Below are 24,245 nucleotides of genomic sequence, written 5' to 3' on the forward strand. Positions count from 1 at the left end.
TCTCGTCAGGCACCGGTGACGTCAGGTGCCGACGGCGATGACACGGCATGCGTCAGGCAAGGCTGAGTCGGTGCCGTCCCAGTCAGGCCCCGGCCGGCCCCGGCTCTGCGTCCTGGGCCTCGTGCCCGGCACGCTCCTCCTGGGCCTCGTGCTCCGCGTGCTCGTCGTGCTCGGCACGCTCATCGTGCTCATCCGCCAGCTCCTCGACGATCTCGCCGACGATCTCCTCGCGAGAGCGGCGCTCCTCCTCCACCAGCTCGGCGAGCATGTCCCGCAGCTCACTGCGCACGAAGTCGCGGGTGGCCACCTCGTTCATCGCCAGGCGCAGCGAGGCGATCTCACGGGTCAGGTACTCGGTGTCCTCCAGGTTCGCCTGGGCGCGCTGACGGTCCTGCTCCGCCGTGACCCGGTCGCGGTCATCCTGACGGTTCTGCGCCAGAAGAATGAGCGGCGCCGAGTAGGATGCCTGGAGCGAGAGCATGAGCGTCAGGGCCGTGAAGCCGAGCTCGGCCTTGTCGAAGCGCATGGAGGACGGGCCGAAGGTGTTCCACGCCATCCAGATGATGACGAAGAGCGTGAGCCAGATGAGGAAGGTCGGTGTGCCCGAGAACCGGGCGATCGCCTCAGACACCCGCCCCGACGTGTCGGAGGAGGTGTGCCTGCGAGGACGCATCCAGCGCAGCCGGCGGGCGCGGCCCTCCTCCAGCGGCTGGTCGAGCTGCTCAGGCATTGGCGCTCCTCTCGATCATCTCGTCGGTCACGGCGTCGTCGGCCTCACGCCAGTCGTCGGGCATGAGGTGGTCCAAAACGTCGTCGACGGACACCGCGCCCAGCAGGCGCCCGGCCTCATCCTGGACCGGCAGCGCCGTGAGGTTGTAGGTCGCCAGCAGGCGCGTGACCGTACCGATGGAGTCGTCGGGCAGAACGACGTCGAGGTCCTTGTCGAGGATCGAGCCCAGCGGCTGCTGCGGCCGCTCACGCAGGGCCCGCTGCAGGTGCACCATCCCCAGGAAACGACCCGCAGGCGTCTCCAGGGGCGGGCGGCACACAAAGGCCACCGCCGCCAGCGCCGGTGCGGTCTCCGCCTTGCGGGCCTGGGCGAGGAAGGTCGCCACCGTGGCCTCCGGCGGCAGGATGATCGGCTCCGTCGTCATGAGGCCACCGGCGGTGTAACCGTCATAGGTGAGCAGGCGGCGCACGTCCTCGGCCTCATCCGGCTGCATGAGGTCCAGCAGGACGTCGGCCTTGGCGGTGGGCAGCTCGGCCACGAGGTCGGCGGCGTCGTCGGGCTGCATCGCGTCCAGGACGTCCGCGGCCCGGGCGGCGTCGAGCGCGGAGATGAGGGCGACGGCCTCGTCGTCGCTCAGCTCCTCGACAACGTCGGCCAGGCGGGCGTCCTCGAGCTCGGCGGCCACCTCCACCTGCCTCGCCAGGGGCAGGTCGGCCAGGACGCCGGCGAGGTCCGCCGGCTTGAGGTCCTCCATCGTCGCCAGCAGGGCCGCCGCGGACTGGGGCCCAAGCGATCCGGCCAGGCCCGTGACGTCGTCGGGACGCACGATGAAGGTCTCGCCGCGGCGCAGGCCCAGCGGCCCGGAGGAGGCCCGCTGGACGAACAGGCGCGTGACCTTCCAGTCGCGGTTGCGGTCCTTCTCGATGGCAACGTCGCGCACGCTCACCTGGCCCGAGCCGTCGCGCATTGTCACCACCCGGTCCAGCAGCTCGGAGAAGACGAGGGTCTCGACCGCGCGCTGCTCGAAACGGCGGATGTTGACCAGGCCCGTGGTGATGACCTGACCCGGGTTGATCGCCGTGACACGCGAGAGCGGCAGGAATACCCGACGGCGGCCGGCCACCTCGATGACGAGGCCGACGGCGCGCGGCTGCCCGCGATGGGCCAGCAGCACGACGACGTCATGGACTTTGCCGACGGCGTCGCCCAGGGGGTCGAAGACACCCGTGCCGACGAGGCGCGCGACAAAGACGCGCGTGGCCGACGGGCGGCTCGTGCTGCGAGTACTTGTGTTCTCCACAGGCACAGACTATGCGCCCTGAGCGTGACGGTGCCCTGAGACGCCTGCCGCACTCAGGCCCGCATGGGACGATGACCTCATGAGTCAGCCGATGAGCGCCTACCCGGCGAGCCGTGCCAGGACCATGCCCCAGGGTGAGGAGGTCGCCTCCTTCGCCACCTATCCGGAGGCCCAGGCCGCCGTCGACTCCCTGAGTGACGACGGCTTCCCCGTCCACTACCTCGCCATCGTCGGCACCGACCTGCGCCAGGTGGAGAACATCACCGGGCGCATGAGCTGGGGGCGCGCCGTGGCCTCCGGCGCCGCCTCGGGCTTGTGGCTCGGCGTGCTCGTCGGAGCCATGCTCTCCTTCTTCGGCAACGGCGCCCCTACGGGCGGTGCGAGCTTCCTCATGGCGATGCTCCTGGGCATCGTGTGGGGGATCTTGTTCCAGGTGGTCAGCTACGCCCTGACCCGTGGCCGGCGCGACTTCACCTCCACCAGCGCGGTCATTGCCTCGCGTTACTCCATCATCGCCGCCCAGCAGGCTGCGCAGGCGGCCCAGGCCCTGTCCCGGGCGCCCGGCAACCTCACGCGGGGCGGGGCCGCGGCGCGCCGTGCCGAGGAGCGTCGGGCCGCCCGGGACGCCGAGCCCACGGCCTTCGGCTCGCGCCCGGATGAGCAGCCGCGCTTTGGCGTGCGGCTGTCCGACGTCGGGGCGGAGCCGGGGGGCGACGTCGGGACACGACGACCCGGGGCCGACGACCCCGCGGCCGGGACGCCGTCGGAACGCGAGGCCTGAGACGGCGGCGCTACCGGTGCCACTGAGACGGTCAGTGCCTCAGGCGCAGGCCTCGGGCTCGCGGTGGCCGGCCGGCTCGATCTGGAAGGTCGAGTGCCGGATGCTCACCGGGAAGTGCTCGGCCACGCAGGACTGCATGGCGCACAGCAGGTCACCCGTGGCCCCTGCAGCCTCGCGCTCGTCGGTGATGACGATGTGCGCGGTGAGCACCGGCAGCCCCGGGGCCACCGTCCAGGCGTGCAGGTCGTGGACGGCGACGACGCCGTCGAGACCCATGAGGTGTCGGCGCACCTCGCTCAGGTCGAGGTCCTGGGGAGCGAGCTCCATGAGGACGCTGCCGGCCGAGCGCAGCAGCGACACCGCGCGCGGCACGATGAGGACGACGATGAGCAGGGAGGCGACGGCGTCGGCCTGCTGCCAGCCCGTGACGGCGATGACGACGGCGGCCACGAGGACACCGACGGAGCCGAGCGCGTCGTTGGCGACCTCGAGGAAGGCGGCGCGCATGTTGAGGCTCTCGCCCTGACCGCCCGCGAGCACGAGCAGACCGACGGCGTTGGCGACCAGGCCGATGACGCCCATGACGATCATCGGTGTGGAGGCGACCGGTGAGGGGGAGACCAGGTCGGTGAGGGCCCGCACCGCGACCACAAGGCCGACGACGGACAGCATGCCGGCCTGGAGGGCGGCTCCGATGACCTCGGCGCGGCGCATGCCCCAGGTGGAGTGCTGTGAGGCTGGGCGCCGCGCGAGCATGGCGGCGCCGAGCGCGATGACGAGACCGGCCGAGTCGGTGGCCATGTGTCCGGCGTCGGCCAGCAGGGCGAGGGAGCCGGACAGGAGCGCGGCGACCACCTCGGCGATCAGGACCGTCGCGGTCAGCGCCAGGACGATGCCAAGGCGCGTGATCGAGGACGTCGCCGTGTGGGTGTGGGCGTGGGCGGCCGGATGCTGCCCGCCGTTGCGCCCGCTCATGGCGTGTGCTCTGCGTCGGGGGCCGCTGCGGAGGCGGAGGCGAGCAGCGCGCGGGCGGTGACGAGGACGGAGGTCAGCAGGTCCTCGTGCTCCAGGCAGCTGACCCGGGCGCGCCCGTGCGTGTGGGTGGAGATGAGCCCGGCGTCACGCAGGAGCCCCAGGTGCTGGGAGACCGTGGACTGTGCCAGGCCCAGGTGCTCGGAGAGCTCGCCGACGCGGTGCTCACCGCCGCGCAGGTGCTGGAGGATCGCCAGGCGCGTGGGGTCGGCGAGGACGGACAGGAGCCCGGCGAGGTCCGTCGCCTCCTCGACCGAGCCCGTGTCGCGGGTGAGGTCTGTCGGCAGAGGTCCATGAATCATCGGCATATACCGATAATATCGGTATGTGTCAACGTGTCCATCCTCCTGCCGACGGCGGCCCCCGGCCTCAGCCGGCGAGGAGGCCGCTCACCCAGGCCTCGACCTCAGCCACCGTGCGGGGGAAGGCCGCCGTCAGGCGCTCGGCGCGCCCGTCCTCGCGGATGACGATGTCATCCTCGATACGCACGGCCATCCCTCGCATCTCCTCGGGCACGAGCAGGTCGTCCGCCCGGAAGTACAGGCCCGGCTCAATCGTGAAGACCATGCCCGGCACGAGCAGGGCGTCCATGCTCATCTCACGGCGCGCCTGCGCACAGTCGTGCACGTCCAGCCCCAGGTGGTGGCTCGTGCCGTGCACCATCCAGCGACGGTGGTACTGGCCGTCGGGGGCCAGGCTCGCCTCCGGCTCCACACCCTCAGGCAGTAGCCCCCACTCGAACAGGCGCTGGGCCAGCACCTTCATCGCGGCCGCGTGCAGGTCGCGGAAGCGCGCCCCCGGCTCGTTCGCCACGGCGAAGGAGGCGTCCGCCGCCTCCAGCACCGCCTCGTAGACGCGGCGCTGCGGCTCGGTGAAACGGCCGTCCACCGGGATCGTGCGGGTGACGTCCGCGGTGTACAGCGAGTCCACCTCGACGCCGGCGTCGACGAGCACCATCTCGCCCGGGCGCACGGCACCGTCGTTGACGATCCAGTGCAGCGTGTTCGCGTGGTTGCCACAGGCCGCGATCGTCTCGTAGCCCAGGCCGTTGCCCTCCTCGCGCGCCCGCGCCCCGAAGGCTCCCTCCAGGACGCGCTCGCCGCGCCAGTGCGTCAGCGCTCGCGGGATCGAGCGGATGAGGTCGTCAAAGCCCACCTTCGTGGCGTCCACGGCCGCCTGGAGCTGGTCGACCTCCCAGGCGTCCTTCGTCAGACGCAGCTCGCTGGTCGCCTCCGCCAGGGCGTCGTCCACCTGCTGGGCCGCCTGGCCGCCGGCCAGGCCCGCCGCCTGACGCACCTGGTCCACCAGGGTGGTGACCGCTGCGTCCGCCTCAGCGATCACCCGCAGCCCCACGCCGTCAGGCCCCGCGTCCTTGGCCAGGGCATCGCCCAGGGAGTCGATGTGTGCGGCACGCACACCGGTGGCCGCCTCGACCTCCTCCAGGGAGGGGCGCACCCCCACCCACAGCTCGCCGTAGCGCGGGTCCGCGTAGAACTCCTCGCTCGTGCGCGAGGCCCGCGGACGGAAGTAGATGACGGCCTCGTGGGAGGCCTCGCCGTTGGCCGGGGCCTGCCCGGGGGCGGTGAGCGGGTCCAGGACGAGGACCGCGTCGGGCTCGAAGTCCGTGCCCGTGCCGGCCAGGTGGGAGAAGGCCGAGTGCGGGCGGAAGCGGTAGTCCGTGTCGTTGCTGCGGACCTTGAGGGGACCGGCAGGCAGGACCAGGCGGTCGCCGAGGAACTGGGCGCCCAGGCGGGCGCGGCGCGCGGCGGCCCAGGGCGCGGCGTCGCTCAGCGGCGGCAGGTCGGCCGGGCGCGGCCCCCAGGCGGAGCCGATGAAGTCTCTGAAGGCCGGGTTCGTGGGCCGGTGGGAGCGGTTGTCGCCGCGCCGCGAGAGTGACTGCGGGTCGGTGAGCTCGCTCTGGTCGGTGCTGGTGGTGGGCCGGGTGTCGTTCGGGGACTGCGTCATAAGCCGCATCCTTCCACTGTCGGCCGCGGTGCACGACGTCGGCCGGCCGACCGGCTGCCCGGGCCGGCGTCGGACGGACGTGGTGCTCGGCGTCGGAGGGCCGTCCGGGCCGACGTCGGCCCCTCACTACACTGTCGGCGTGATCGACGGCCTGCCCCTGTCACCGCGCATTGACCCCCACACGCACTCGTCGTGCTCAGACGGTACCGAGACCCCGGCCGAGCTCATGGCCGCCGCCGCGCGGGCCGGGCTCGACGTCGTCGGCCTCACCGACCACGACACCACCGCCGGGTGGGAGCAGGCGGCCGCAGCCGTGCCCACCAGTGGCGTCGCCCTCCTGCGCGGCACCGAGATCTCCTGCGCCGACCGGGGCCTCACCCTCCACCTGCTGGCCTACCTCTTCGATCCCGACGACGACGCCCTGGCTGAGGCATTCGCCACCGCCCGCCGTTCCCGGGAGAGTCGTAGCCAACGCATGGTCGAGCTGCTGAGCGAGGACTACCCCATCACCTGGCAGGACGTCGTCGAGCAGGCCGTGGACTCTCGCACCATCGGCCGGCCCCACATCGCCGACGCCCTCGTGGCCGCCGGTGCCTTCCGGGACCGGGCGGCCGCCTTCGACGGCCCGCTGGCGACCTCCAGCCCCTACTACGTGCGCTACTGGGCGCTCGACCCGGTGGAGGCCTGTGTGCTCGTGCGCGCCGCGGGGGGTGTGCCGATCGCCGCCCACCCGCGGGCGGGCGGGCGCCAGCGCCGGCTCGTGCCGGACGAGACCTTCGCGCGCATGGCGGAGGCGGGCCTGGCCGCCCTGGAGGTCGACCACCGCGACCACACGCCCGCCCAGCGCGAGCAGGCCCGTGCGCTGGCCGAGAGCCTCGGGCTGGGGGTGTCGGGGTCTTCGGACTACCACGGGCGGGGAAAGCCGAACCGGCTGGGGGAACACCTCATGGGCGCCGCGCTCCTCGAGCGCATCCTCGACGAGGGGAACCTGGGCCTCGTCATGCCCTGACGGGCCGGGCGCTCATGCCCTGACGGGCTGGGCGCAGGGCACCACCCGCGGTCCTGTCCAGGTACGGTTGTTCCGGACCCTCGCCCATCCCCGCCGCCGTGCACCAGCACCTGTCACCCGGACACACGCCTCAATGCTCGAGTCAGTTTTCAGCCCCATCCTCTTCGCCACGGCCTTCACCACCATCCTGGTCATCCAGGACCCCCTGGGCGCCGTGCCCATCTTCCTGTCGCTCACCAGCCGTCAGGAGCCTGCGGCCCGGCGCCGCTCCGCCTTCCAGGCCACCCTGGTCTCCTTCTGGGTCATCCTCGTCTTCGCCCTCTTCGGCCGCTACATCCTGCAGTTCCTGGGCATCAGCGTGCCCGCCCTGCAGATCTCCGGAGGACTGCTGCTGCTCCTGGTCGCCCTCGAGCTGCTGACCGACGGCGAGGACGAGGCCGACCCCTCGTCCTCCTCGGCCAACGCCGCCCTCGTCCCGCTGGGCACGCCCCTGCTGGCCGGGCCGGGCGCGATCGTGGCCGCCATGGTCGCCGTCGAGTCGGCCGCCACCCCCGTCGTCGGATGGGTGACGGTGGCGCTGGCCCTGCTGGCCACGCACCTGATCGTCTGGGCCTCCCTGCGCTACTCGGTCGTGCTGCACCAGGTGCTGGGAGAGACGGCGATTCGTGTGCTCACCCGTATCCTCGGCCTCCTGCTGGCCGCCATCGCGGTGCAGATGATGGGTGACGGGCTCGTCTCCTTCATCAAGACGAGCTTCTTGTGACGCATTGCTATCCCGGGCGTTACCTTCCGTTCACCTAGCGTCGTCATGCTTCCACCGCCGCGCCTACGCGCGGTTCCCGCATCTCTCAGGAGGACGCTGTGTCCGCTGACGTGCCAGACGGCATGATCCCCGACTCCCCGCAAGGCGGCTCCCTGGCCGCTCCCCCCACCAACCCGGACCTGGTCTCCGAGGTTGCCCACGAGCTCAACCGGGCCGAACGACTCAACGGGGAGCAGGACGCAGAGGCGGCCGACGCCTTAGCCTCGCGTTTCCTGGGCGCTGACCGCAATTGGCACCTCACCTTCGGTGCCATCCTCGTCATCGCGGCGGTCTGGTTCATCGCCTGGGCCGTCGGCTACATCAATGACCCGAGTGACCACCTCATCCTGCTGGTGACCTCCATCGTCGGCCTGTTCATGGCCTTCAACATCGGAGGCAACGACGTCGCCAACTCCTTCGGCACCTCGGTGGGCGCCGGCACCCTGTCGATGAAGCAGGCGCTCATCGTCGCCGCCGTCTTCGAGGTCTCCGGCGCCGTCCTGGCCGGCGGTGACGTCACTGACACGGTGCGTTCAGGCATCGTCGACCTCTCCCACGCGGCGCTGGCGCCCAATGACTTCGCCTTCATCATGATGTCGGCCCTGCTCGGGGCGGCCCTGTGGCTGCTGACCGCCACGAGGATGGGCTGGCCGGTGTCCACCACGCACGCGATCATCGGCGGCATCGTCGGTGCGGCCGTCACCCTCGGTCTGGTCACCGGCACCGGTGGCTTCGAGATGGTCCAGTGGGGCGGGATCGGCAAGATCGCCATCTCCTGGGTGCTGTCCCCGTGCCTGGGTGTGCTGGCCTCTTGGTTCGTCTTCAGCCGGATCAAGAAGCACATCCTCATCTACGGCGAGGAGGCGGACGCCCGCATGCGTGCCATCCACGCCGAGCGCATCGCCCACCGCGACGCCCACCGCGCCTCCTTCGAGCGCCTCACCGAGCTGCAGCAGCTGGCCTACACCAACAAGATGACGCGCGACGCCGCCGCCCTGGCGATGCCGGACTTTGAGGAGGACGAGCTCGAGTCCGACTACTTCAAGGAGCTGCTGCGCATCGAACGCAAGGCGGACAAGATCCAGTCGCACAAGGCCCTGGAGACGTGGGTGCCGCTGCTTGCCGCCGGCGGCTCGGTGGTCATCTCCGCCATGCTGCTGTTCAAGGGCCTGAAGAACCTCTCCCTGGGCCTGGACACGTTCCAGAACGTGCTCATCATGGGCATGATCGCCGTCGTCGTCTGGTTCTCGATCTTCATCTTTGCCCGCTCGATGAAGAAGAAGGCCCTGTCCAAGGCGACCTTCACCCTCTTCTCCTGGATGCAGGTCTTCACTGCCTCCGCCTTCGCCTTCTCGCACGGCTCCAACGACATCGCCAACGCCGTGGGCCCCTTCGCAGCCATCATCGACGTGCTGCGCTCCGACTCCCTGTCCGCCAAGGCCGCCGTGCCCGCGGCGATCACGATCGCCTGTGGTGCGGCCCTGATCTCCGGCCTGTGGTTCATCGGCCGAAACGTCATCAAGACGGTGGGCTCGGGCCTGACGAAGATGCACCCGGCCTCGGGCTTCGCCGCCGAGCTGTCGGCCGCGGCCGTGGTCATGGGCGCCTCGGTGCTGGGCCTGCCGGTGTCCTCCACGCACATCCTCATCGGCGCGATCCTGGGCGTCGGTATCGTCAACAAGAGCGCCAACTGGCAGTTGATGAAGCCCATCGGCCTGGCGTGGGTCATCACCCTGCCGGCCTCGGCAGGCATCGGTGCCATTGGCGTGCTCCTCATCCGTGCCATCTTCGGCTAATCCGACGGCGAACGCGCTCGGGGCCGACCACCCAACAGTGGTGGCCGGCCCCGAGCGCGTGTGCGTCGGTGGAGCGCCTCAGTCGCCGGAGCGGGCGGCGCCTCCACCGCGGGTCCGCTTGCGGTTGCGCGAGCGCGGTGCGCGCCCACCGGAGCCGCGCTCGGTGCGCCCACCGGAGTTGCGCTCGGAACGTCCCGCGCGCTCGCCGTCGCGACTGCGCCCGCCCCTACCGCTGCGCCCACCGCGACCACGCTCGCCGTCGCGCCGAGAACGGCCGGTCTCCCCAAGGTCCTCAAGCACCTCCGCGCTCAGTCCCGCCAGGGTCCGCTTGGAACGGGGGAGCGTGCCCGTGACGCCCTCGGGGATGCGCAGGTCCGCGAACAGGTGCTCGCTCGTGTGATAGGTCTCGACCGGCTCCTCCTGGGGCAGGCCGAGACCCTTGGCGATCAGGCGCCAGCGCGGGGTGTCGTCCCAGTCGACGAAGGTGATGGCCGTGCCCGAGTGGCCGGCGCGGCCCGTACGGCCGATGCGGTGGACGTAGATCTTCTCGTCCTCGGGGCACTGGTAGTTGATGACGTGGGTGACGTCGTCGACGTCGATGCCGCGGGCGGCGACGTCGGTGGCCACCAGGACGTCAACCTTGCCGTTGCGGAAGGCGCGCAGCGCCTGCTCCCGGGCCCCCTGGCCGAGGTCCCCGTGCAGGGCGCCGGTGGCGAAGCCGCGGGCCTCGAGGTCCTCAGCCACGCGCGCGGCCGTGCGCTTGGTGCGGGCGAAGATGATCGTGCGGCCGCGCCCCTCGGCCTGCAGCACGCGGGCGACAACCTCAACCTTGTTGAGGGCGTGCGTACGGTAGACGACCTGCTGCACCGTGGCGACGGTCATCGAGTCGTCACCGGGGTCCTGGGCGCGGATATGCGTGGGCTGGGTCATGTAGCGCCGGGCCAGGGCGACGACGGCGCCCGGCATCGTGGCGCTGAAGAGCATCGTCTGGCGGTCCGGGCGGGTGCGGGCCAGGATCTTCTCGACGTCGGGCAGGAAGCCGAGGTCGAGCATCTCGTCCGCCTCGTCAAGCACGACGGTGGTGACGTGGGCGAGGTCGAGCACGCCGCGCTCCATGAGGTCGATGAGGCGCCCGGGGGTGCCGACGACGACCTCCGCGCCCTCCTCCAGGGCCTCGATCTGCGGCTCGTAGGCGCGCCCACCGTAGACCTCGACAATGCGCACCGTGCGCTTGGCGGCGGCCTGACCGAGCTCGGTGGCGACCTGCTTGGCGAGCTCGCGGGTGGGCAGGACGACGAGCGCCTGCGGGGAACCGGCGGCGGGGTCCTCGTCCCAACTCTCCTCGCCGGGGCCGAGCGTGTCCATGAGCAGCGGGATGCCGAAGCCCAGAGTCTTGCCGGTACCGGTCTTGGCCTGGCCGATGATGTCGAGCCCTTCTAAGGCGACTGGCAGGGTCAGGGCCTGGATGGGGAAGGGGTGGGTGATGCCCTTGTCGGCCAGGGCCTCGGTGATCTCCGGTTCGACGCCGTAGTCCGCGAAGGTCTTCCGGGTGAGGTCGACGGTCTCGCCCTCGTCCGTGATGTCCGGCCTGGCCTCCTGAAGGACGGGCGCGTGGGCTCCCTCGGTGGACAGGATGCCGGTGGTGGGGCCGTCAGGGGCCGCGAGGGAGGCTGTGGCCTCCGGGGTGTTGCTGGTGGGGTTCTCGTTCGACACGAGGTTCCTTCGGTCAGTGGGTGACCGCCGGCGCCGACGCGGTCCGTCGGCACGCCTGGCGGGCTGACGGGCGCGGCGCGTGCCGACGCCGACGTCCCCCGGCCTCATGCCCGGGGCGGTGGCGCGACGCGGTCGCGGGTGTGGCAGCCGATCGTGAATCGTGTTCCGCTCAGGGCCGTGGGGCCGGCGGGACGTGGCTGCTGGACGACCGGGCAACCGTGGACGCGCCCAGCCTAGCCGCAGGTGGGTCTTCGGTCCCTGTGAGGTGATGCGGCGCGGACGGCTCGTGGGCGATGTCACTCATGACGACGGCGGGTGCGGCACGCCTACGCTTGGCCCATGAGCTCGACCGTGCCCCCCGCCCACGTCACCGCCGTCGCCGGTCTCGTCGCCTTCTCCTGCACTGCGGCCTCCATCCGCCACGCCAAGGACGCGGGCAAGGCACCCCGCATGGTTGAGCGGGCCGAGCTGCTGCGCATGAGCGCCGAGCGCGTGAGCGCCTTTTCCGACGTCGACGCCGTTCTGCGGTCACTGGGTACGGACGCGCCGACAGCGGCCCAGCCCTACCAGGGCTGCCTCGGCGAGCTGGACGAGCGTCTGCGCCCCGCCGACTGGGCCGAGCGCCTGCTCAAGAGCCACCTCTACCTGGGGATGCTCAGGGACTTCTGCCGCGCCCTGGTTCAGGCGCTGCCGGACGCCGCGCGCGAGCCGCTGGCCAAGGCGCTGGCCGAGGACGCTTTCGAGGACTTCGCCGCTGCGCAGCTTCTGTCGGCGGTGGCGGCCGACCCGCAGCTCGCGGGCCGCATGGGCCTGTGGGGGCGCCGGGTGGTCGGCGACGAGATCGGTTCGCTGCTGCGTGTGGCGGGTTTCCCGGGCCTGCTCGGTGGGCCGGTCACCCAGGCGGAACTGCACGAGGCGATGTCCGACGGCGCCCTGCGGCGCGTCCAGGGCCTGGGTCTCAACGCCTGAGTGCGGCGGCCCCGGGGACGGCGGGGAGCGGGGGATGGCCGGAGGTTGGGCAACGCCGTCGGCCTCAGAGACAGCCGGACCTGAGGGGCAGCGGGAGCCGGGGCGACGCCGTCGAGCCCGGTAGAGACAGCCGGAACCCGGGCGACGCCGTCGGCCGACGACGTCCCCCGGGCTTTCGAGGCGATGGTCTCAGACGCCGAAGCCGACGCGGCGGGGAGCGGCCTCTCCGAGCTCGACGTAGGCCAGGGACCCTGCCGGGACGAAGATCTTGCGGCCCTTGTCGTCGCTGACGGTGACGTCCTGCGTGGCCGCGCCGGCGAGGGCGGCGAGCACGTCCTCCTGGCTCGCGGAGGTCTCCAGGGTCAGCTCGCGGGGGGAGTGCTTGATTCCGATCGTCACCTGCATGGTTTCTCCGTCTCTCGTGTGTTGGCGCCCCGCCGTCGGCTCAGGCGCCTTGCTGCGCCGATCCTATGGTCGCTTTCGGGGCCCGTTGGTCTCCGCGGGCGGCCCCACGGCCCGGTTCCGCGCCGCGCGGACGGCCGCGGCGGGGCCGCGTGGTCAGCCCCCGGTGGGGCTGGTTGATCGTCTGCGCCGCGGCTGGCGGGTTCGAGCGCGTATTCGTGTCAGTGCCCCATGATGTGATAATTCCATGACAGCAGCACGAGGACCTCAGGACCCGGACACCGGGGCAGGCGGAGCACCAACGCCCCCGGCGGTGCGGCTCCTGCCCGCCCAGGAGCCCGGCGCCCTGCCCGGGCCCGACCCCGACGCGGCCGCGGTCCTGGCCCGTGCCGCCGCGGGGGAGGACCTCGTGGTCCTGGGCGCCCCTGGCACCGGCAGGTCCACCCTCGCCCTGCACCTGCTCACGAGGGCTGTGGCTGACGGCCGCGATGCGCTGCTGCTCGCCCCGACCCGCTCACGCGCCGACCTCCTGCGCACCCGGGCGGCCCAGCTGCTCGCCGGTGGCGGCGGAGGAGTGGTGCGCGTGCGCACCCCCGCGAGCTACGCCTTCACCGTCCTGAGCACCTTCCTCACCGCCCGTGCGGACCCTCTGCCCGCACCCGTCCTGCTCGCCGGCGCGGAGGAGGACGCCGCGCTCGCCTCCCTGCTGCGGCCCATCCAGTGGCCCGGCCTGCCCGCCGAGGCCGTCGGCTCGCGGGCCTTTCGCACCGAGCTGCGCAACCTCCTGGCCCGCGCGGGCGAGCTCGGCGTCACGGCCGAGGATCTCGCGGACTGGGGGTGCCGCCTCGACGTGCCCCTCTGGGGGCCCGCCTCCGAGCTGCTCAACGCCTGGGACGCCCAGGGCCGGGCGAGCGCCGAACGGCGCAGCGAGATCCGGAAAATGGACTCCGCCCGCATCCAGGACCGCGCCATTGAGGCCCTGGTCGCCTGGGAGTCCGACGGCGTGACCGAGCCCCGTCCCGTGCCCGACCTCGTCATCGTCGACGACTACCAGGACTGCACCGCCGCCACCGCCCGCCTGCTCGTGGCCCTGGCCCGGCCCGATGGGAGCGGGCACCGGGCGCAGGTCGTCGTCCTGGGGGACCCGGACGTCGCCGTCGAGACCTTCCGGGGCGGTACGCCCAGCCTCCTGGTGGAGGCGGAGGACCGCACGGGACTGGGCGCCACCCGGATGCGGCTGGGGACCCGGCACCGCGGCACCCCCGCCCTCGTGCGCGTGTGGGAGGACCAGGCGGCGCGCCTGCCGGTGACTGGCACGGCCTCGCACCGCAGGCCGCAGCCGGCCGCCACCCGGGAGCCCGACGGCAGACGGCCCGGTGCGCCCGAGGTTGCCGACGACGGACGGGGCGACAGCCCTGGAGCAGCCCGGGCCGGTGCCCCCACCGGCGTCGAGGTCCTCGTCGCCGACTCCGAGCCCCAGGAGACCGCTCACGTCGCCCGCCTGCTGCGCGCCGAGCACATCCACCACGGCACCGGCTGGGAGCACATGGCGGTCATCCTGCGCTCGGCCGGACACGCCCGCGCCGTGGCGCGCGAGCTGCGCCGCCGAGGCGTGCCCCTGGCCTCCACGACCCCCGCCGTGCTGCTGCGCGCCGAGCCCGCTGCCGCCGCCCTGCTCGCCGTCGCCGGCGCCGCCCTCGACGGGCGCCTGGGAGACACCGACGCACCGCCCGAGCGGCCCAGCGCCCTCGATCTGCTCACCAGCCCGCTCATCGGGCTCAGCATCCTCGACCTGCGCCGCCTGCGCCGCCACCTGCGCGCCGGGCAGCCCGCTGAGCAGTCCCCGGACGAGCACCTTCTCACCGTCCTGTCCAGCACCGCCACCGCTGACGCCCTCGCGCGCGCCCTGCACGAGGACGCCAACCCCCTGGCCGAGCAGGCGGACCGCCTCGCCCGCGCGGCCGCCGTCGTCGCCGCACTCAGGCAGGTCGTGCGGGACAGCCGGGACCAGGACGGCGGCGGGCACGTCGACGCCGAGCACCTGCTGTGGCGGGCCTGGGACGCCTCCGGCCGTGCCGAGGCCTGGCGCGAACGGGCCCTCGACCCGGCCGCACGCACCTCCCACGGGGCCGCCCTGCTCGCCGAGGCCGCCGAGCACGACCTCGACGTCGTCACCGCCCTGTTCAAACGCGCCGAGGTCTGGGCCGAGCGCCACCCGGGCGCCGGGGCCGCGGACTTCCTGGCCGAGCTCGCCGCCGAGGTCCTGCCCTCCGACTCCGTCGCCCCCCAGGGCGTGCGCCCCGCGGGCGTCAGCGTGCTCACCCCCGCGGCCGCCGTCGGGCGCGAGTGGGAGGTTGTCGCCGTCATGGGCCTGGGTCGCGACACCTGGCCGGACCTGCGCCTGCGCGACACACTCACCCGCTCCGGGCTGCTCGTCGACGCCGTCACCGACCGCCTTCCGCTGGATGCCGACGGCCACCCCACCGCCTCCCTCGACGCCGTCAGCGCGCGCGCCGAGGTCCGCGCCGACGAGCGCCGCATGCTCCTGGCCGCCCTCACCCGGGCCCGCAGGCGGCTGCTCGTGACCGCCGTCAGCGACGAGGAGAACGCGCCCTCGTCCTTCCTCCTGGAGGTCGCGCGCGCCGCCGGGGCCCGCGTGACCGACGCCGACGGGCACGTGCTCACCGCCCCCGAGGCTGGGGACCTGACCCTGCGTGGCCTCGTCGGCGAGCTGCGCCAGGCCCTCGTCACCGGTCACCTGCCCGGTGCCGGCCCAGTACAGCACGAGCGCGCCCGCGCCGCCGCCGCCATGCTCGCCCGACTGGCCGCCGAGCACGTGCCGGGAGCCTCGCCCTCCTCCTGGCTGGGGGTGGCCGGGCCCTCGAGCAGCGCCCGCCTCGTGGCCGAGGGCGAGAGGGTGAGGGTCAGCCCCTCCGACGTCGAAGCGCTCAACGCCTGCCCGCTCAAATGGTTCCTCCAGCGCAACGGCGCCGGCTCGGCCCCCTCCAAGGCCCAGGACCTGGGCACCCTCGTCCACGACCTTGCAGAAGAGGCCCAGAGGACCGGGCTGCGTGGCGACGCCCTCACGGCGCGCTTCGAGGAGCTCCTGCCCTCCCTGGGATACCCGGACACGTGGATGGGCGGCCTCGAGACCACCCGGGCACGGGACATCGTCGAGCGGCTAGGGCGCTACCTCGACTCCGTCCCCGGCCCGGTCGACGTCGAGCAGCCGATCCGGGTGGACCTCGACCTGCCCCCCGCCCCCGACGAGGACACCGCGGATGGGACGGATGCCCCCCTGCGCCTTACCCTCGCCGGGCGCATCGACCGCCTCGAGCACCTTGAGACCCCGAACGACGAGCACCCGCGGGTCCGCCTCATCGACCTCAAAACCGGCAAGTACGTCAGCGCCGACCCCGCCCGTCACCCCCAGCTCGCGGCCTACCGCCTCGCCCTGGAAGCCGCCGGCTACGAGGTCACCGGCGCCGCCCTCGTCCTGCTCGGCAAGGACCCGCTGAAGAAGGACGCCGGGATGCCCGTCCTCGCACCCGCCGGTGCCGCCCTCGACCCCAGCCCCGACCCGGACACCGGCGAGGACTGGGCCCGGAGGCTGCTGACCACCGCCGCCAAGGCCGCCAGCGCCGGCGCGCTGACCGCACGCACCGGTGAGCAATGCCGCACCTGTGCGGTCAAGGACTCCTGCCCCGTGCAGAGCGAAGGAAGAAGGACCGTCTCGTGAATGCGCAGATCACCCCCGAGGACCTCGCCCGGGCGCTCGGCACGCCGCCCCCCACCGCCGAGCAGTCGGAGGTCATCGCCCACCCGCTGAGCCCGCTGCTCGTCGTCGCCGGCGCCGGCTCGGGCAAGACCGCCACCATGAGCCAGCGCGTGCTCCACCTGGTCGCCACCGGGCGCGCCCGTCCCGACCAGGTCCTTGGCCTGACCTTCACCCGCAAGGCCACCGCCGAGCTCGACCAGCGCGTGAGCACCCGGCTGGCCCAGCTCGCCACCTCCGGCCTGTGCGACCTCAGCGAGGACGAGCCCGGCCCCACCATCGCCACCTACAACGCCTTCGCCGGATCCCTCGTGCGCGAGCACGGCCTGCGCATCGGCGTCGACCCGGACTCCGTGCTCATCACCGAGGCCCGTGCCTGGCAGATCGTCAGCCGCCTCGTGGAGGAGACCACCCTGGCCCTGCCCGCGAGCTCCGTCGGCAGCGCCACCGCGCTCGTGCTGCGCCTGGACGGCGCCCTGTCGGAGAACCTGCTGACCGTCGAGGAGGCCCGCAGCGGGCTGGAGGACCTCACCGGCCTGTTCGAGGGTCTGTCCCAGGTGCGCGGGCTCAAGACCGTCGTGGGCGACGCTGCCAAGGTCATGGCGGTGCAGCGCGACATGCTCGACCTTGTCGCCCAGTACCGCGACCACAAGCGTCGCCACGGCCTGCTCGACTTCGGAGAGCAGATCGCCCTGGCCTGCCGCGTGGCCGAGGAGGCGCCCGAGGTCGCCCAGGCCGTGCGTGAGCAGTACCCGGCTGTCCTGCTCGACGAGTTCCAGGACACCTCCGTGGCCCAGACCCGGCTGCTGAGCGCCTTGTTCTCCGACGGCGGCGTCACCGCGGTGGGGGACCCCAACCAGGCGATCTACGGCTGGCGCGGAGCCAGCGCCGGCGCCCTCGACACCTTCCACGCCATGTTCAACCCCATGGGCACGGCCGCCGTGTCCGAAGGCGCCGCCCCGCAGCAGGCCACTCCCGTGCGACCCCTGTCGACGGCCTGGCGCAGCGACCGGCGCATCCTCGCCGTCGCCAACACCACCTCTCAACCCCTGCGCGAGCACAGGCCCCAGCCCGGTGACGCCCAGGTCGAGCACATCCCGGTCACCCGCCTCACCGAGCGTCCCGCCGGCACCGGCCTCGAGGACGGCACCGTCATGGCGGCCTTCGTCCAGGAGCCGCTCGAAGAGGCCCTCGCCATCGCCGACTTCCTCGAGGAACGCTGGAACCCCAGTGCCTCCATGGCCGTCCTGTGCCGCACGCGCAGTCAGTTCACCGCCGTGGCCGAGGCGCTGGAGGAGCGCGGGCTGCCCTGCGAGGTCATCGGCCTGGGAGGCATGCTCGCCGTGCCCGAGGTCGCGGACGTGCGCTCACTGCTGACCGTCGCGGCGGACCCCGAGCGGGGGGACCGGCTGGTGCGCCTGCTCACCGGTCACGGCATCGGCGCCTCAGACCTCAAGGCCCTGGCGCAGCTGGCCCGCCACCAGGTCGCCTCCGTCGAGCGGGAGCCCGGCGGACAGGCCGATATACCCTTCCTGGCCGAGTCCATCGACGCCCTGACCCGGTGGGACGCCGAGCGCGCCGCGGGACGTGGCGAGGCGGGTGCCGCGGGCCTGACCGAGCGCGGACGGCGCATCGCGGTGCGTGTGGGACGAGCCATGGCCCGGGTCCGCGCCGGACTCTCCCTGCCCCTGCCCGAGCTCGTCGTGCTGGCCGAGCAGGCCCTCGACCTCGACATCGAGCTCGCCGCCCGCGTGGATGACCCCCTGGGACACCGAGCCCTGGACCGCCTGCGCTCGGTAGCCGAGCGCTTCACCGCGGAGATGGAGGCGCCGACCCTCGCAGACTTCCTCACCTGGCTCGACACCGCCGAGGAGCGTGAGGCGGGACTGTCCGCCCCCGAGGTCGAGCCCGAGCCCGGCGCCGTGCAGATCCTCACGATCCACGCCTCCAAGGGCCTGGAGTGGGACGTCGTCGCCGTGTGCGGCCTCAATGAGGAGGTCTTCCCCTCCTACCGGTCCCGCGCCACCGAGGACCTGACGGTCTCGAGTGGCGGTTGGATGACCTCCTCCCAGGAGTTCCCCCACCCGCTGCGCGCCGACGCCGCGACCCTGCCCCCCTTCGAGCTCGCCCTCCTCGAACCGCCGGCTGTCGACAAGGACCAGGTCAAGGAGATGATGGGCGAGTACCGGCTCGCCCTGGGCCGGCACGCACTGGCCGAGGAGAGGCGCCTGGCCTACGTCGCCTTCACCCGGGCCCGCCATGACCTGCTCCTGACCGGTTCGCACCTGACAAAGCAGGCGGTCAGGCCGCGGCCCATGTCCCGCTTCCTCGCTGAGCTCGTGCGCCGCGAGCTCGTCGAGCCCTGGGCCCAGGGGCTGACCTCTATGGACCCCGAGGCCAGCAACCCGCTGATCACCCGCGTGAGAGAGGGCATCTGGCCCTTCGACGCGGCCGAGGGGGCCAGCGCGACGAGCCCGAGCCGGACGGCGCAGCGGCGCTCAGACGCCCGGCGTGCTGCCCGGCGTGCGGGGGCCGTCGCCGTCGCCGCGGCCGGAGCGGGAGACGGCGAGGGAGACAGTTCAGGAGACTCCGCCGGGCCAGCGGGGCGGCCGGCCTCCGACGACGCCCTGGTGGCGCGCTGGGACCAGGACCTCGAGCTCCTGCTCGCAGAGCGGCGCGCACACGAGAACCACCGGCCGGCCGTGCACCTTCCCGCGCACCTGGCCGCGACCAGCCTCGACAACCTGCGTGAGGACCCCGCCGCCTTCGCCACCGACCTGCGCCGTCCGCTGCCCCGCCAGCCCCAGGCCGCGGCGCGTCTGGGCACACTCTTCCACGACACCATCGCCCAGCGGCTCGCCGTCCAGGGCAGCCTGCTGACCCTGGCGGAGGCGGGCGCGCCCGACACCCTCGACCCCGAGGGGCGTGCGCGGCTCGAACGCTGGCTCGCCACCGCCGAGAACCTGCCCCTGCTGCGGGGGTGGAGCCTGGCCGAGACCGAGATCGAGCGCGAGCTCACCGTCGGGGCCACGACCCTGCGCTGCCGCATCGACGCGGTCTTCCGTCGTGACGGCGCCCGCCCGGACGAGGAGGGGGCGTGGCTCATCGTGGACTGGAAGACGGGGCGCTGGCACGTGCCGGTGGACCAGTTGAGCGTCTACGTGCACGCCTGGGCCGCCTCGCTGGGGGTGCCCACGAGCGCGGTGCGTGCGGCCTACGTCTATGTCGACCCCGAGGGTGGTGAGGTCGACGAGCTCTTGGCTGCGGACCTGCTGGGCCTGGAGGAGATCGCGCGCGTCCTCTCCCCGTCCTGATCCCGGCGCTGTCGCTCAGTTCTCAGCGCTCAGCGCTCCCGGGCCCTTGGTTCCCGGCGCTCAGTCCTCAGTGGCGCCGCCGTCGTCGGCCTCGCTGTCGCGCGAGACGCCGTCGTCGGTCTCGGCGTCCTCGACCCTCACCATCGCGATCTCGCGCGTCGCGGCAGAGGGGGAGGAGACCTCCTTCTCGCCCGCCACCGGCGCCAGTCGCGGCTCGTGCACCTCGACCAATGGCTCCTCGCCCACCTGCGCGGCCAGGTCCTGGAGCATCGACACCGCGTCCTGCATCACGGCCTCGGAGCCCGAACGGACCCCGTGCAGCAGCCAGCGCGCCAGGCTCATCTCCGAGACGAGCTCGGCACGGTCGCGCAGGTGCCGGTCCACGCCCTCGGTGCGGGCGACGTCGTAGGCGCCCTCCACCGAGTCCAGGCAGTCCACCGGCACATTCGCATAGACCCAGGCCATGTCCTCTGCCGGGTCGCCCACGTGCACCTGGTCAAGGCCACGCATCCCGACCACTGCGCCGCCGGCGACGAGGATGTTCTCCTCGGCGAGGTCCCCGTGGACCACGCCCGGACGGAAGCGCCACATGGCCGTGTCCTCCAGCACCTGCTCCCAGCGTCGCAGCAGCGCCGGGGGCACCTTGCCCGTTGCCGCGGCCTCGTCGAGGACCGTTACCCACCGCTCGCGCACCTCCTCGGCGTCGTAGACGGGCATGCCCGCCTCGGAGACGACCTCAGTCGGAAGCTCGTGCAGCTCGCCCAGCGCCTTACCCAGCCCGGCGGACAGCCCGGGGCCCGGGTGGAGCTCCGTGACCTCCACGGGCCGTCCGCTCACGTGGGAGCGGACCTGGATGTGCACGTCCTCGCGGCGCAGGGAGCCGGCCGGCCGAGAGACGTCGAAGGACAGGCGCCCGTCGTCGTGCACCCGCCCGATGCGGCGCAGCACCTCCGCCTCCGCGTCGAGGGCAGCACCCGCAGCGTCCGTGCGTGCCTGGTGAACCTCCCAGTGACGTCCCTGGGTGTCGATGACTCCGACGACGCGCAGCGTCGCCGACTCCTGCTGCGGCAGGGCCAGACGCGCCGGGTCAAGACCGGGCACGGCGACGGCGGCCATCGCGGCCAGCGTCAGCGGAGAGGGCTCGCGCACCTGAGCGTCGCCGGGCGGCACAGTGGGCTCCTCGTTGGCGTCGGTGGGCGGGGTCGGACCGTTGGTCGTGCTCGACATGCCCCAACCGTAAGCGAGGCGTGCGCGGCGGCGTCTGTGGCGCACCGGGTGCCGGACGTGGTGACAGGCCCGCCCGACGACGACTTGTCCACAGGCGAGCGGCCTGCGGTGGTTCGACGGCGAGCCATGCTCTAGTGTTGTGCCCGTGGCCCCGCTCACCGCTGCGCGGGTCCACGCCCGCCCCGCAGGTGGCTGCTGTTGCTCCCCTGCCGCGGACCGCCTCCCGACCCGTGAGAGCACATGGACGCCTCGACTCTCCTGCACACCGAGATCCGCGAGCTCGTGCGTCGGCGCGGCATTGACCCGCTGAGCCAGGTCGACGCCCTCGAGGCCCTGGTCGCTGAGGCGGGCGCCGACTACCTCAGCCGTGCCGACGCCGGCCTCGTGCCGCCCCTGACCGACCCCGAACGGGCCCAGGCCGCCGCTGTCGACGCGCTCGCGGGCCTGGGCCCTCTGCAGCCCTACCTCGAGGACGAGAGCGTCGAGGAGATCTGGGTCAATGCCCCCGGCCGCGTCTTCATCGCCCGCCACGGGCGCAGTGAGCTGACCACAACCATCCTTGAGGACGAGGAGATCCGGGTCCTGGTCGAGCGGATGCTGCGCGTCTCGGGGCGCCGGCTGGACCTGTCCAGCCCCTTCGTCGACGCCCAGCTGCCCGGCGGTGAGCGCCTGCACGTCGTCATCCCGCCGATCACCGCCGCCCACTGGGCCCTCAACATCCGCAAGCACACCGCGCACGCGACCCGCACCGCCGACCTCGTGCGCCTGGGATCCCTCACCGGGCAGGCGGCCGCCTTCCTCGACGCCTGCGTGCAGGCGGGCCTCAACGTGCTCGTCTCCGGCGCCACGCAGGCCGGCAAGACGACGATGGTGCGGGCCCTGGCGGGCGCGATCCCGGCGGGGCAGCGGGTCGTCACCTGCGAGGAAGTCTTCGAGCTCAACCTGCGCCACCGCGACTGCGTGGCCATGCAGACCCGCGACGACAACCTCGAGGGCGTTGGTGGTATCAACCTGCGCCGCCTGGTCAAGGAAGCCCTGCGCATGCGCCCCGACCGCCTCCTCATCGGCGAGGTCCGTGAGGCCGAGGCCCTCGACCTGCTCATCGCCATGAACTCGGGCATGCCCTCCATGTCCACCATCCACGCCAACTCCGCTCGCGAGGCCATCGTCAAGCTGTGCACCTTGCCCCTGCTGGCGGGAGAGAACGTCGGCTCCCAGTTCGTCGTCCCCACCGTGGCCAGCGCCGTCGACATCGTCGTCCACCTGGATATCAATCCGCGCGGACACCGGCAGGTGCGTGAGATCGCGGCCCTGCCTGGGCGCGTCGAGGCCGACGTCATCGAGCTCGCGGACGTCTTCCACCGGGATGCGCGCGGTCGGCTCGTGCGCGGGCCCGGAGCCCCCACCCATCCCGAGCGCTTCCACAACGCGGGTCATGACCTGTCGGCGCTGCTGGCTACCGGCCCGCGTTCCGACGACGCGGCCCCGTCCGCCGGCGACGTCCCGGGCAGGTGGCTCTGATGGGGGCCCTGGCGGGGCTCATGGGTGGCCTCGGCGTGGTCCTCGTGTGGCTGGCGAGGACCAGCGAGCCACCCCAGTGGCGCTCGGAACGCTCGCGCCGCCTGTCCGACCTGCTCATCCAGGCCGGTGCGGGCGGCACGAGCCCCGCGACCTTCGTGGTCGGCAGTGCGGGCGTCGGCCTCGTCGTCGGCCTGCTGTTTCTTGGTGTGTCCAGGGCTTGGCCCATCGCCCTGGCCTTCGGGGTGATCGCGGCCGGCATCCCCTTCCTCGTCCTGTCCTCCCGGGCCCGCGCCAGGCGTACCCGCCTGAGGGAGGTGTGGCCGGAGGCCGTCGACGCCCTGGTGTCGGGCGTGCGCGCGGGCATGAGCCTGCCTGAGGCGGTCGCCGCCCTCGGTGAGCGCGGCCCGGAGGCGGTGCGCGAGCAGTTCCGCGCCTTCGGCTCCGACTACGCGGCCACGGCCCGCTTCGGCGAATGCCTGGACCGGCTCAAGGACCGCTTCGCCGACCCCGTTGTGGACCGCGTTGTCGAGGCCCTCAGGCTCGCGCACGAGGTCGGGGGGACTGATCTGGGGGTCCTGCTGCGCTCGCTGTCGCAGATGTTGCGCGAGGACTTGCGCACGCGCGGCGAGCTCGAGGCGCGCCAGTCCTGGACAGTCAACGGTGCCAAGGTCGCCGTCGCGGCCCCCTGGCTCGTTCTGGCGCTGCTGTCCACCCGTTCGCAGGCCGCGCAGGCTTACGCGAGCGGCACCGGGGCCATGGTGCTCGCCGCCGGGGCTGTGGCCTCTGTGGTCGCTTACCGGCTCATGCTCATGCTGGGGCGCTTGCCTGAGGAGGGGAGGGTCCTGAGATGAGCGGCGTGATCATCGGTGCCCTGGCGGGCCTGAGCCTGTCCTGCGGCCTGCTCGTGCTTCTCTCGTGGCGGCGTCGCGCCCGCATGGGCCTGGTCGAGCGGCTCGCCCCTTACGTGCTCGAGCGCCCGCGAACCTCCGGGCTCCTGAGCCAGGCCGGGAGCTGGGATGAGAGCCCGACCGTGTCCGCGAGCATCCTGGCCGCCGTCGCCTCAGCGAGCACGCTCCTGGAGCGCCTGGGCTCCTCCTCACAGTCGGTCAGACGTCGCCTGGAGGCGGCCGGCGGGCGCCGCACGCTTGAGCAGCTGCGCCTGGAACAGATGGTCTGGGCCGGGGTGGGGCTCGCGGTGGGCATGGGGCTCGGCCTGGCGACGGCGCTCGTGCGGCCCGTCTCCGTGCCCCAGCTCGTCTTGGCTTCACTCTTTGCCGCCGCCACCGGGGCGGCCGCCCGCGACTGGTGGCTCACCCGCGAGGTCGAGCGGCGCCGGGCACGTGTCGAGGAGCAGCTGCCCGACGTCGTCGAGCTGTTGGCGCTCGTCGTTGGCGCCGGACAGGGGCCTGTGGCGGCGCTTGAGAGGATCGTGGAGCTGGGACGTGGCGAGCTCGTTGAGGAGCTGGCGCTGACGCTGGCCGAGGTGCGCTCGGGAACCGTGCTCACGACGGCGCTGACCCACCTGGAGGAGCGGGTCCGCTCCCTGCCGGTGACCCGCCTGTGCGAGGCGGTCTCCGTGGCACTCGAGCGCGGCACGCCGCTGGCCGACGTGCTGCGGGCGCAGGCCTCGGACGCCCGCGAGGCCTCACGTCGCGCGCTCATGGAGGAGGGCGGGCGCCGTGAGATCGCCCAGATGGTTCCCGTGGTCTTCCTCGTCCTGCCGATCACCGTCATCTTCGCCCTGTTCCCGGGTCTCTTCGTCCTGCGGCTGGGTCTGTGAGGCGGCGAGGGTTATCCACAGGGCGGGCGGTATTGCCTCCTGAGGGCAGGGACGTGACCTAGGGTGAGGCCAGGGCCCGTTCACCGGCGAGCGGGCCCGTCCTCCTCCTGGGAGCCCCCGTTCCTTCGC

18 protein-coding genes are annotated in these 24,245 nt (G+C 72.8%); 10 read left to right on the forward strand and 8 right to left on the reverse strand.

What is annotated here, in order from left to right:
• Positions 1–82: 82 nt before the first annotated feature.
• Together ID810_RS04090 and ID810_RS04095 are read right to left on the reverse strand one after the other, a co-directional pair.
• Entirely contained in the window at positions 83–730 is a 648-nt protein-coding gene (locus ID810_RS04090; protein WP_166855590.1) for a DUF1003 domain-containing protein, read from the reverse strand.
• Complete coding sequence (locus ID810_RS04095) at positions 723–2,030, reverse strand: magnesium transporter MgtE N-terminal domain-containing protein (protein WP_166855588.1); 1,308 nt, start codon at positions 2,028–2,030, stop codon at positions 723–725. The genes ID810_RS04090 and ID810_RS04095 overlap by 8 nt, the downstream gene beginning before the upstream one ends.
• A 79-nt stretch (positions 2,031–2,109) precedes the next feature.
• Here ID810_RS04095 and ID810_RS04100 point away from each other — a divergent pair, with 79 nt between their 5' ends.
• Entirely contained in the window at positions 2,110–2,811 is a 702-nt protein-coding gene (locus tag ID810_RS04100) for a YflT domain-containing protein (protein WP_243856538.1), read from the forward strand.
• Between the two features lie 39 nt (positions 2,812–2,850).
• Here the strand turns inward: ID810_RS04100 and ID810_RS04105 are convergent, their stop codons facing one another.
• From ID810_RS04105 to ID810_RS04115, 3 genes are all read right to left on the reverse strand, one after another.
• Positions 2,851–3,786: a cation diffusion facilitator family transporter gene (locus ID810_RS04105; RefSeq protein WP_166855586.1), complete on the reverse strand. Its 936-nt coding sequence runs from the start codon at positions 3,784–3,786 to the stop codon at positions 2,851–2,853.
• Positions 3,783–4,151 (reverse strand): ArsR/SmtB family transcription factor, encoded by a 369-nt coding sequence (locus tag ID810_RS04110; RefSeq protein WP_166855583.1) that lies wholly within the window; start codon positions 4,149–4,151, stop codon positions 3,783–3,785. Before ID810_RS04110 ends, ID810_RS04105 begins: the two co-directional genes overlap by 4 nt.
• A gap of 61 nt (positions 4,152–4,212) precedes the next feature.
• Positions 4,213–5,808: an aminopeptidase P family protein gene (locus ID810_RS04115; RefSeq protein WP_188232580.1), complete on the reverse strand. Its 1,596-nt coding sequence runs from the start codon at positions 5,806–5,808 to the stop codon at positions 4,213–4,215.
• A gap of 139 nt (positions 5,809–5,947) precedes the next feature.
• Between ID810_RS04115 and ID810_RS04120 the strand changes: the two genes are divergently transcribed.
• The 3 genes from ID810_RS04120 (at position 5,948) to ID810_RS04130 (ending at position 9,415) form a co-directional block, all read left to right on the forward strand.
• On the forward strand, positions 5,948–6,817 hold the full coding sequence (locus ID810_RS04120) for a PHP domain-containing protein (RefSeq protein ID WP_243856536.1): 870 nt from the start codon (positions 5,948–5,950) through the stop codon (positions 6,815–6,817).
• A gap of 133 nt (positions 6,818–6,950) precedes the next feature.
• On the forward strand, positions 6,951–7,580 hold the full coding sequence (locus ID810_RS04125; protein ID WP_166855579.1) for a MarC family protein: 630 nt from the start codon (positions 6,951–6,953) through the stop codon (positions 7,578–7,580).
• A 98-nt stretch (positions 7,581–7,678) separates the two neighbouring features.
• Positions 7,679–9,415, forward strand: coding sequence for an inorganic phosphate transporter (locus ID810_RS04130; protein WP_235931494.1), 1,737 nt, complete (start codon positions 7,679–7,681; stop codon positions 9,413–9,415).
• A gap of 78 nt (positions 9,416–9,493) precedes the next feature.
• Here ID810_RS04130 and ID810_RS04135 read toward each other — a convergent pair whose 3' ends face one another.
• Complete coding sequence (locus tag ID810_RS04135) at positions 9,494–11,128, reverse strand: DEAD/DEAH box helicase (RefSeq protein ID WP_166855577.1); 1,635 nt, start codon at positions 11,126–11,128, stop codon at positions 9,494–9,496.
• A 339-nt stretch (positions 11,129–11,467) separates the two neighbouring features.
• Here ID810_RS04135 and ID810_RS04140 point away from each other — a divergent pair, with 339 nt between their 5' ends.
• Complete coding sequence (locus tag ID810_RS04140) at positions 11,468–12,097, forward strand: ferritin-like fold-containing protein (RefSeq protein ID WP_166855575.1); 630 nt, start codon at positions 11,468–11,470, stop codon at positions 12,095–12,097.
• 189 nt (positions 12,098–12,286) lie between these two features.
• Here the strand turns inward: ID810_RS04140 and ID810_RS04145 are convergent, their stop codons facing one another.
• Positions 12,287–12,502, reverse strand: coding sequence for a DUF3107 domain-containing protein (locus tag ID810_RS04145; RefSeq protein WP_166855573.1), 216 nt, complete (start codon positions 12,500–12,502; stop codon positions 12,287–12,289).
• A 244-nt stretch (positions 12,503–12,746) separates the two neighbouring features.
• Between ID810_RS04145 and ID810_RS04150 the strand changes: the two genes are divergently transcribed.
• Both ID810_RS04150 and ID810_RS04155 read left to right on the forward strand, forming a co-directional pair.
• Complete coding sequence (locus ID810_RS04150; protein ID WP_166855571.1) at positions 12,747–16,238, forward strand: PD-(D/E)XK nuclease family protein; 3,492 nt, start codon at positions 12,747–12,749, stop codon at positions 16,236–16,238.
• Positions 16,235–19,588, forward strand: coding sequence for an ATP-dependent helicase (locus ID810_RS04155; RefSeq protein ID WP_243856535.1), 3,354 nt, complete (start codon positions 16,235–16,237; stop codon positions 19,586–19,588). Before ID810_RS04150 ends, ID810_RS04155 begins: the two co-directional genes overlap by 4 nt.
• Before the next feature lie 60 nt (positions 19,589–19,648).
• On the opposite strand, the gene ID810_RS04160 is transcribed toward ID810_RS04155, so the two are convergent.
• Positions 19,649–20,815 (reverse strand): phosphotransferase, encoded by a 1,167-nt coding sequence (locus ID810_RS04160; protein WP_218958485.1) that lies wholly within the window; start codon positions 20,813–20,815, stop codon positions 19,649–19,651.
• 240 nt (positions 20,816–21,055) lie between these two features.
• Between ID810_RS04160 and ID810_RS04165 the strand changes: the two genes are divergently transcribed.
• Genes ID810_RS04165 through ID810_RS04175 form a run of 3 tightly spaced genes read left to right on the forward strand, consistent with a single transcriptional unit; the run spans position 21,056 to position 24,116 of the window.
• The gene (locus ID810_RS04165) at positions 21,056–22,336 is read left to right on the forward strand and encodes a TadA family conjugal transfer-associated ATPase (RefSeq protein ID WP_166855567.1); all 1,281 of its coding nucleotides are present in this window, start codon (positions 21,056–21,058) and stop codon (positions 22,334–22,336) included.
• Positions 22,336–23,187, forward strand: coding sequence for a type II secretion system F family protein (locus tag ID810_RS04170; RefSeq protein ID WP_166855565.1), 852 nt, complete (start codon positions 22,336–22,338; stop codon positions 23,185–23,187). The genes ID810_RS04165 and ID810_RS04170 overlap by 1 nt, the downstream gene beginning before the upstream one ends.
• On the forward strand, positions 23,184–24,116 hold the full coding sequence (locus tag ID810_RS04175) for a type II secretion system F family protein (RefSeq protein WP_166855563.1): 933 nt from the start codon (positions 23,184–23,186) through the stop codon (positions 24,114–24,116). Before ID810_RS04170 ends, ID810_RS04175 begins: the two co-directional genes overlap by 4 nt.
• Positions 24,117–24,245 lie beyond the last annotated feature (129 nt).

It is taken from the genome of Actinomyces respiraculi (genome assembly GCF_014595995.2).
In the GTDB taxonomy this organism is placed as follows: domain Bacteria; phylum Actinomycetota; class Actinomycetes; order Actinomycetales; family Actinomycetaceae; genus Actinomyces; species Actinomyces respiraculi.

Excerpts from the sequence above, each read along its gene's own strand:
- ID810_RS04090 (WP_166855590.1), bottom strand. The coding sequence starts at position 730 with ATGCCTGAGCAGCTCGACCAGCCGCTGGAGGAGGGCCGCGCCCGCCGG.
- ID810_RS04100 (WP_243856538.1), top strand. The coding sequence starts at position 2,110 with ATGAGTCAGCCGATGAGCGCCTACCCGGCGAGCCGTGCCAGGACCATG.
- ID810_RS04105 (WP_166855586.1), bottom strand. The coding sequence starts at position 3,786 with ATGAGCGGGCGCAACGGCGGGCAGCATCCGGCCGCCCACGCCCACACC.
- ID810_RS04110 (WP_166855583.1), bottom strand. The coding sequence starts at position 4,151 with ATGCCGATGATTCATGGACCTCTGCCGACAGACCTCACCCGCGACACG.
- ID810_RS04115 (WP_188232580.1), bottom strand. The coding sequence starts at position 5,808 with ATGACGCAGTCCCCGAACGACACCCGGCCCACCACCAGCACCGACCAG.
- ID810_RS04125 (WP_166855579.1), top strand. The coding sequence starts at position 6,951 with ATGCTCGAGTCAGTTTTCAGCCCCATCCTCTTCGCCACGGCCTTCACC.
- ID810_RS04140 (WP_166855575.1), top strand. The coding sequence starts at position 11,468 with ATGAGCTCGACCGTGCCCCCCGCCCACGTCACCGCCGTCGCCGGTCTC.
- ID810_RS04145 (WP_166855573.1), bottom strand. The coding sequence starts at position 12,502 with ATGCAGGTGACGATCGGAATCAAGCACTCCCCCCGCGAGCTGACCCTG.
- ID810_RS04150 (WP_166855571.1), top strand. The coding sequence starts at position 12,747 with ATGACAGCAGCACGAGGACCTCAGGACCCGGACACCGGGGCAGGCGGA.
- ID810_RS04160 (WP_218958485.1), bottom strand. The coding sequence starts at position 20,815 with ATGTCGAGCACGACCAACGGTCCGACCCCGCCCACCGACGCCAACGAG.
- ID810_RS04165 (WP_166855567.1), top strand. The coding sequence starts at position 21,056 with ATGGACGCCTCGACTCTCCTGCACACCGAGATCCGCGAGCTCGTGCGT.
- ID810_RS04170 (WP_166855565.1), top strand. The coding sequence starts at position 22,336 with ATGGGGGCCCTGGCGGGGCTCATGGGTGGCCTCGGCGTGGTCCTCGTG.
- ID810_RS04175 (WP_166855563.1), top strand. The coding sequence starts at position 23,184 with ATGAGCGGCGTGATCATCGGTGCCCTGGCGGGCCTGAGCCTGTCCTGC.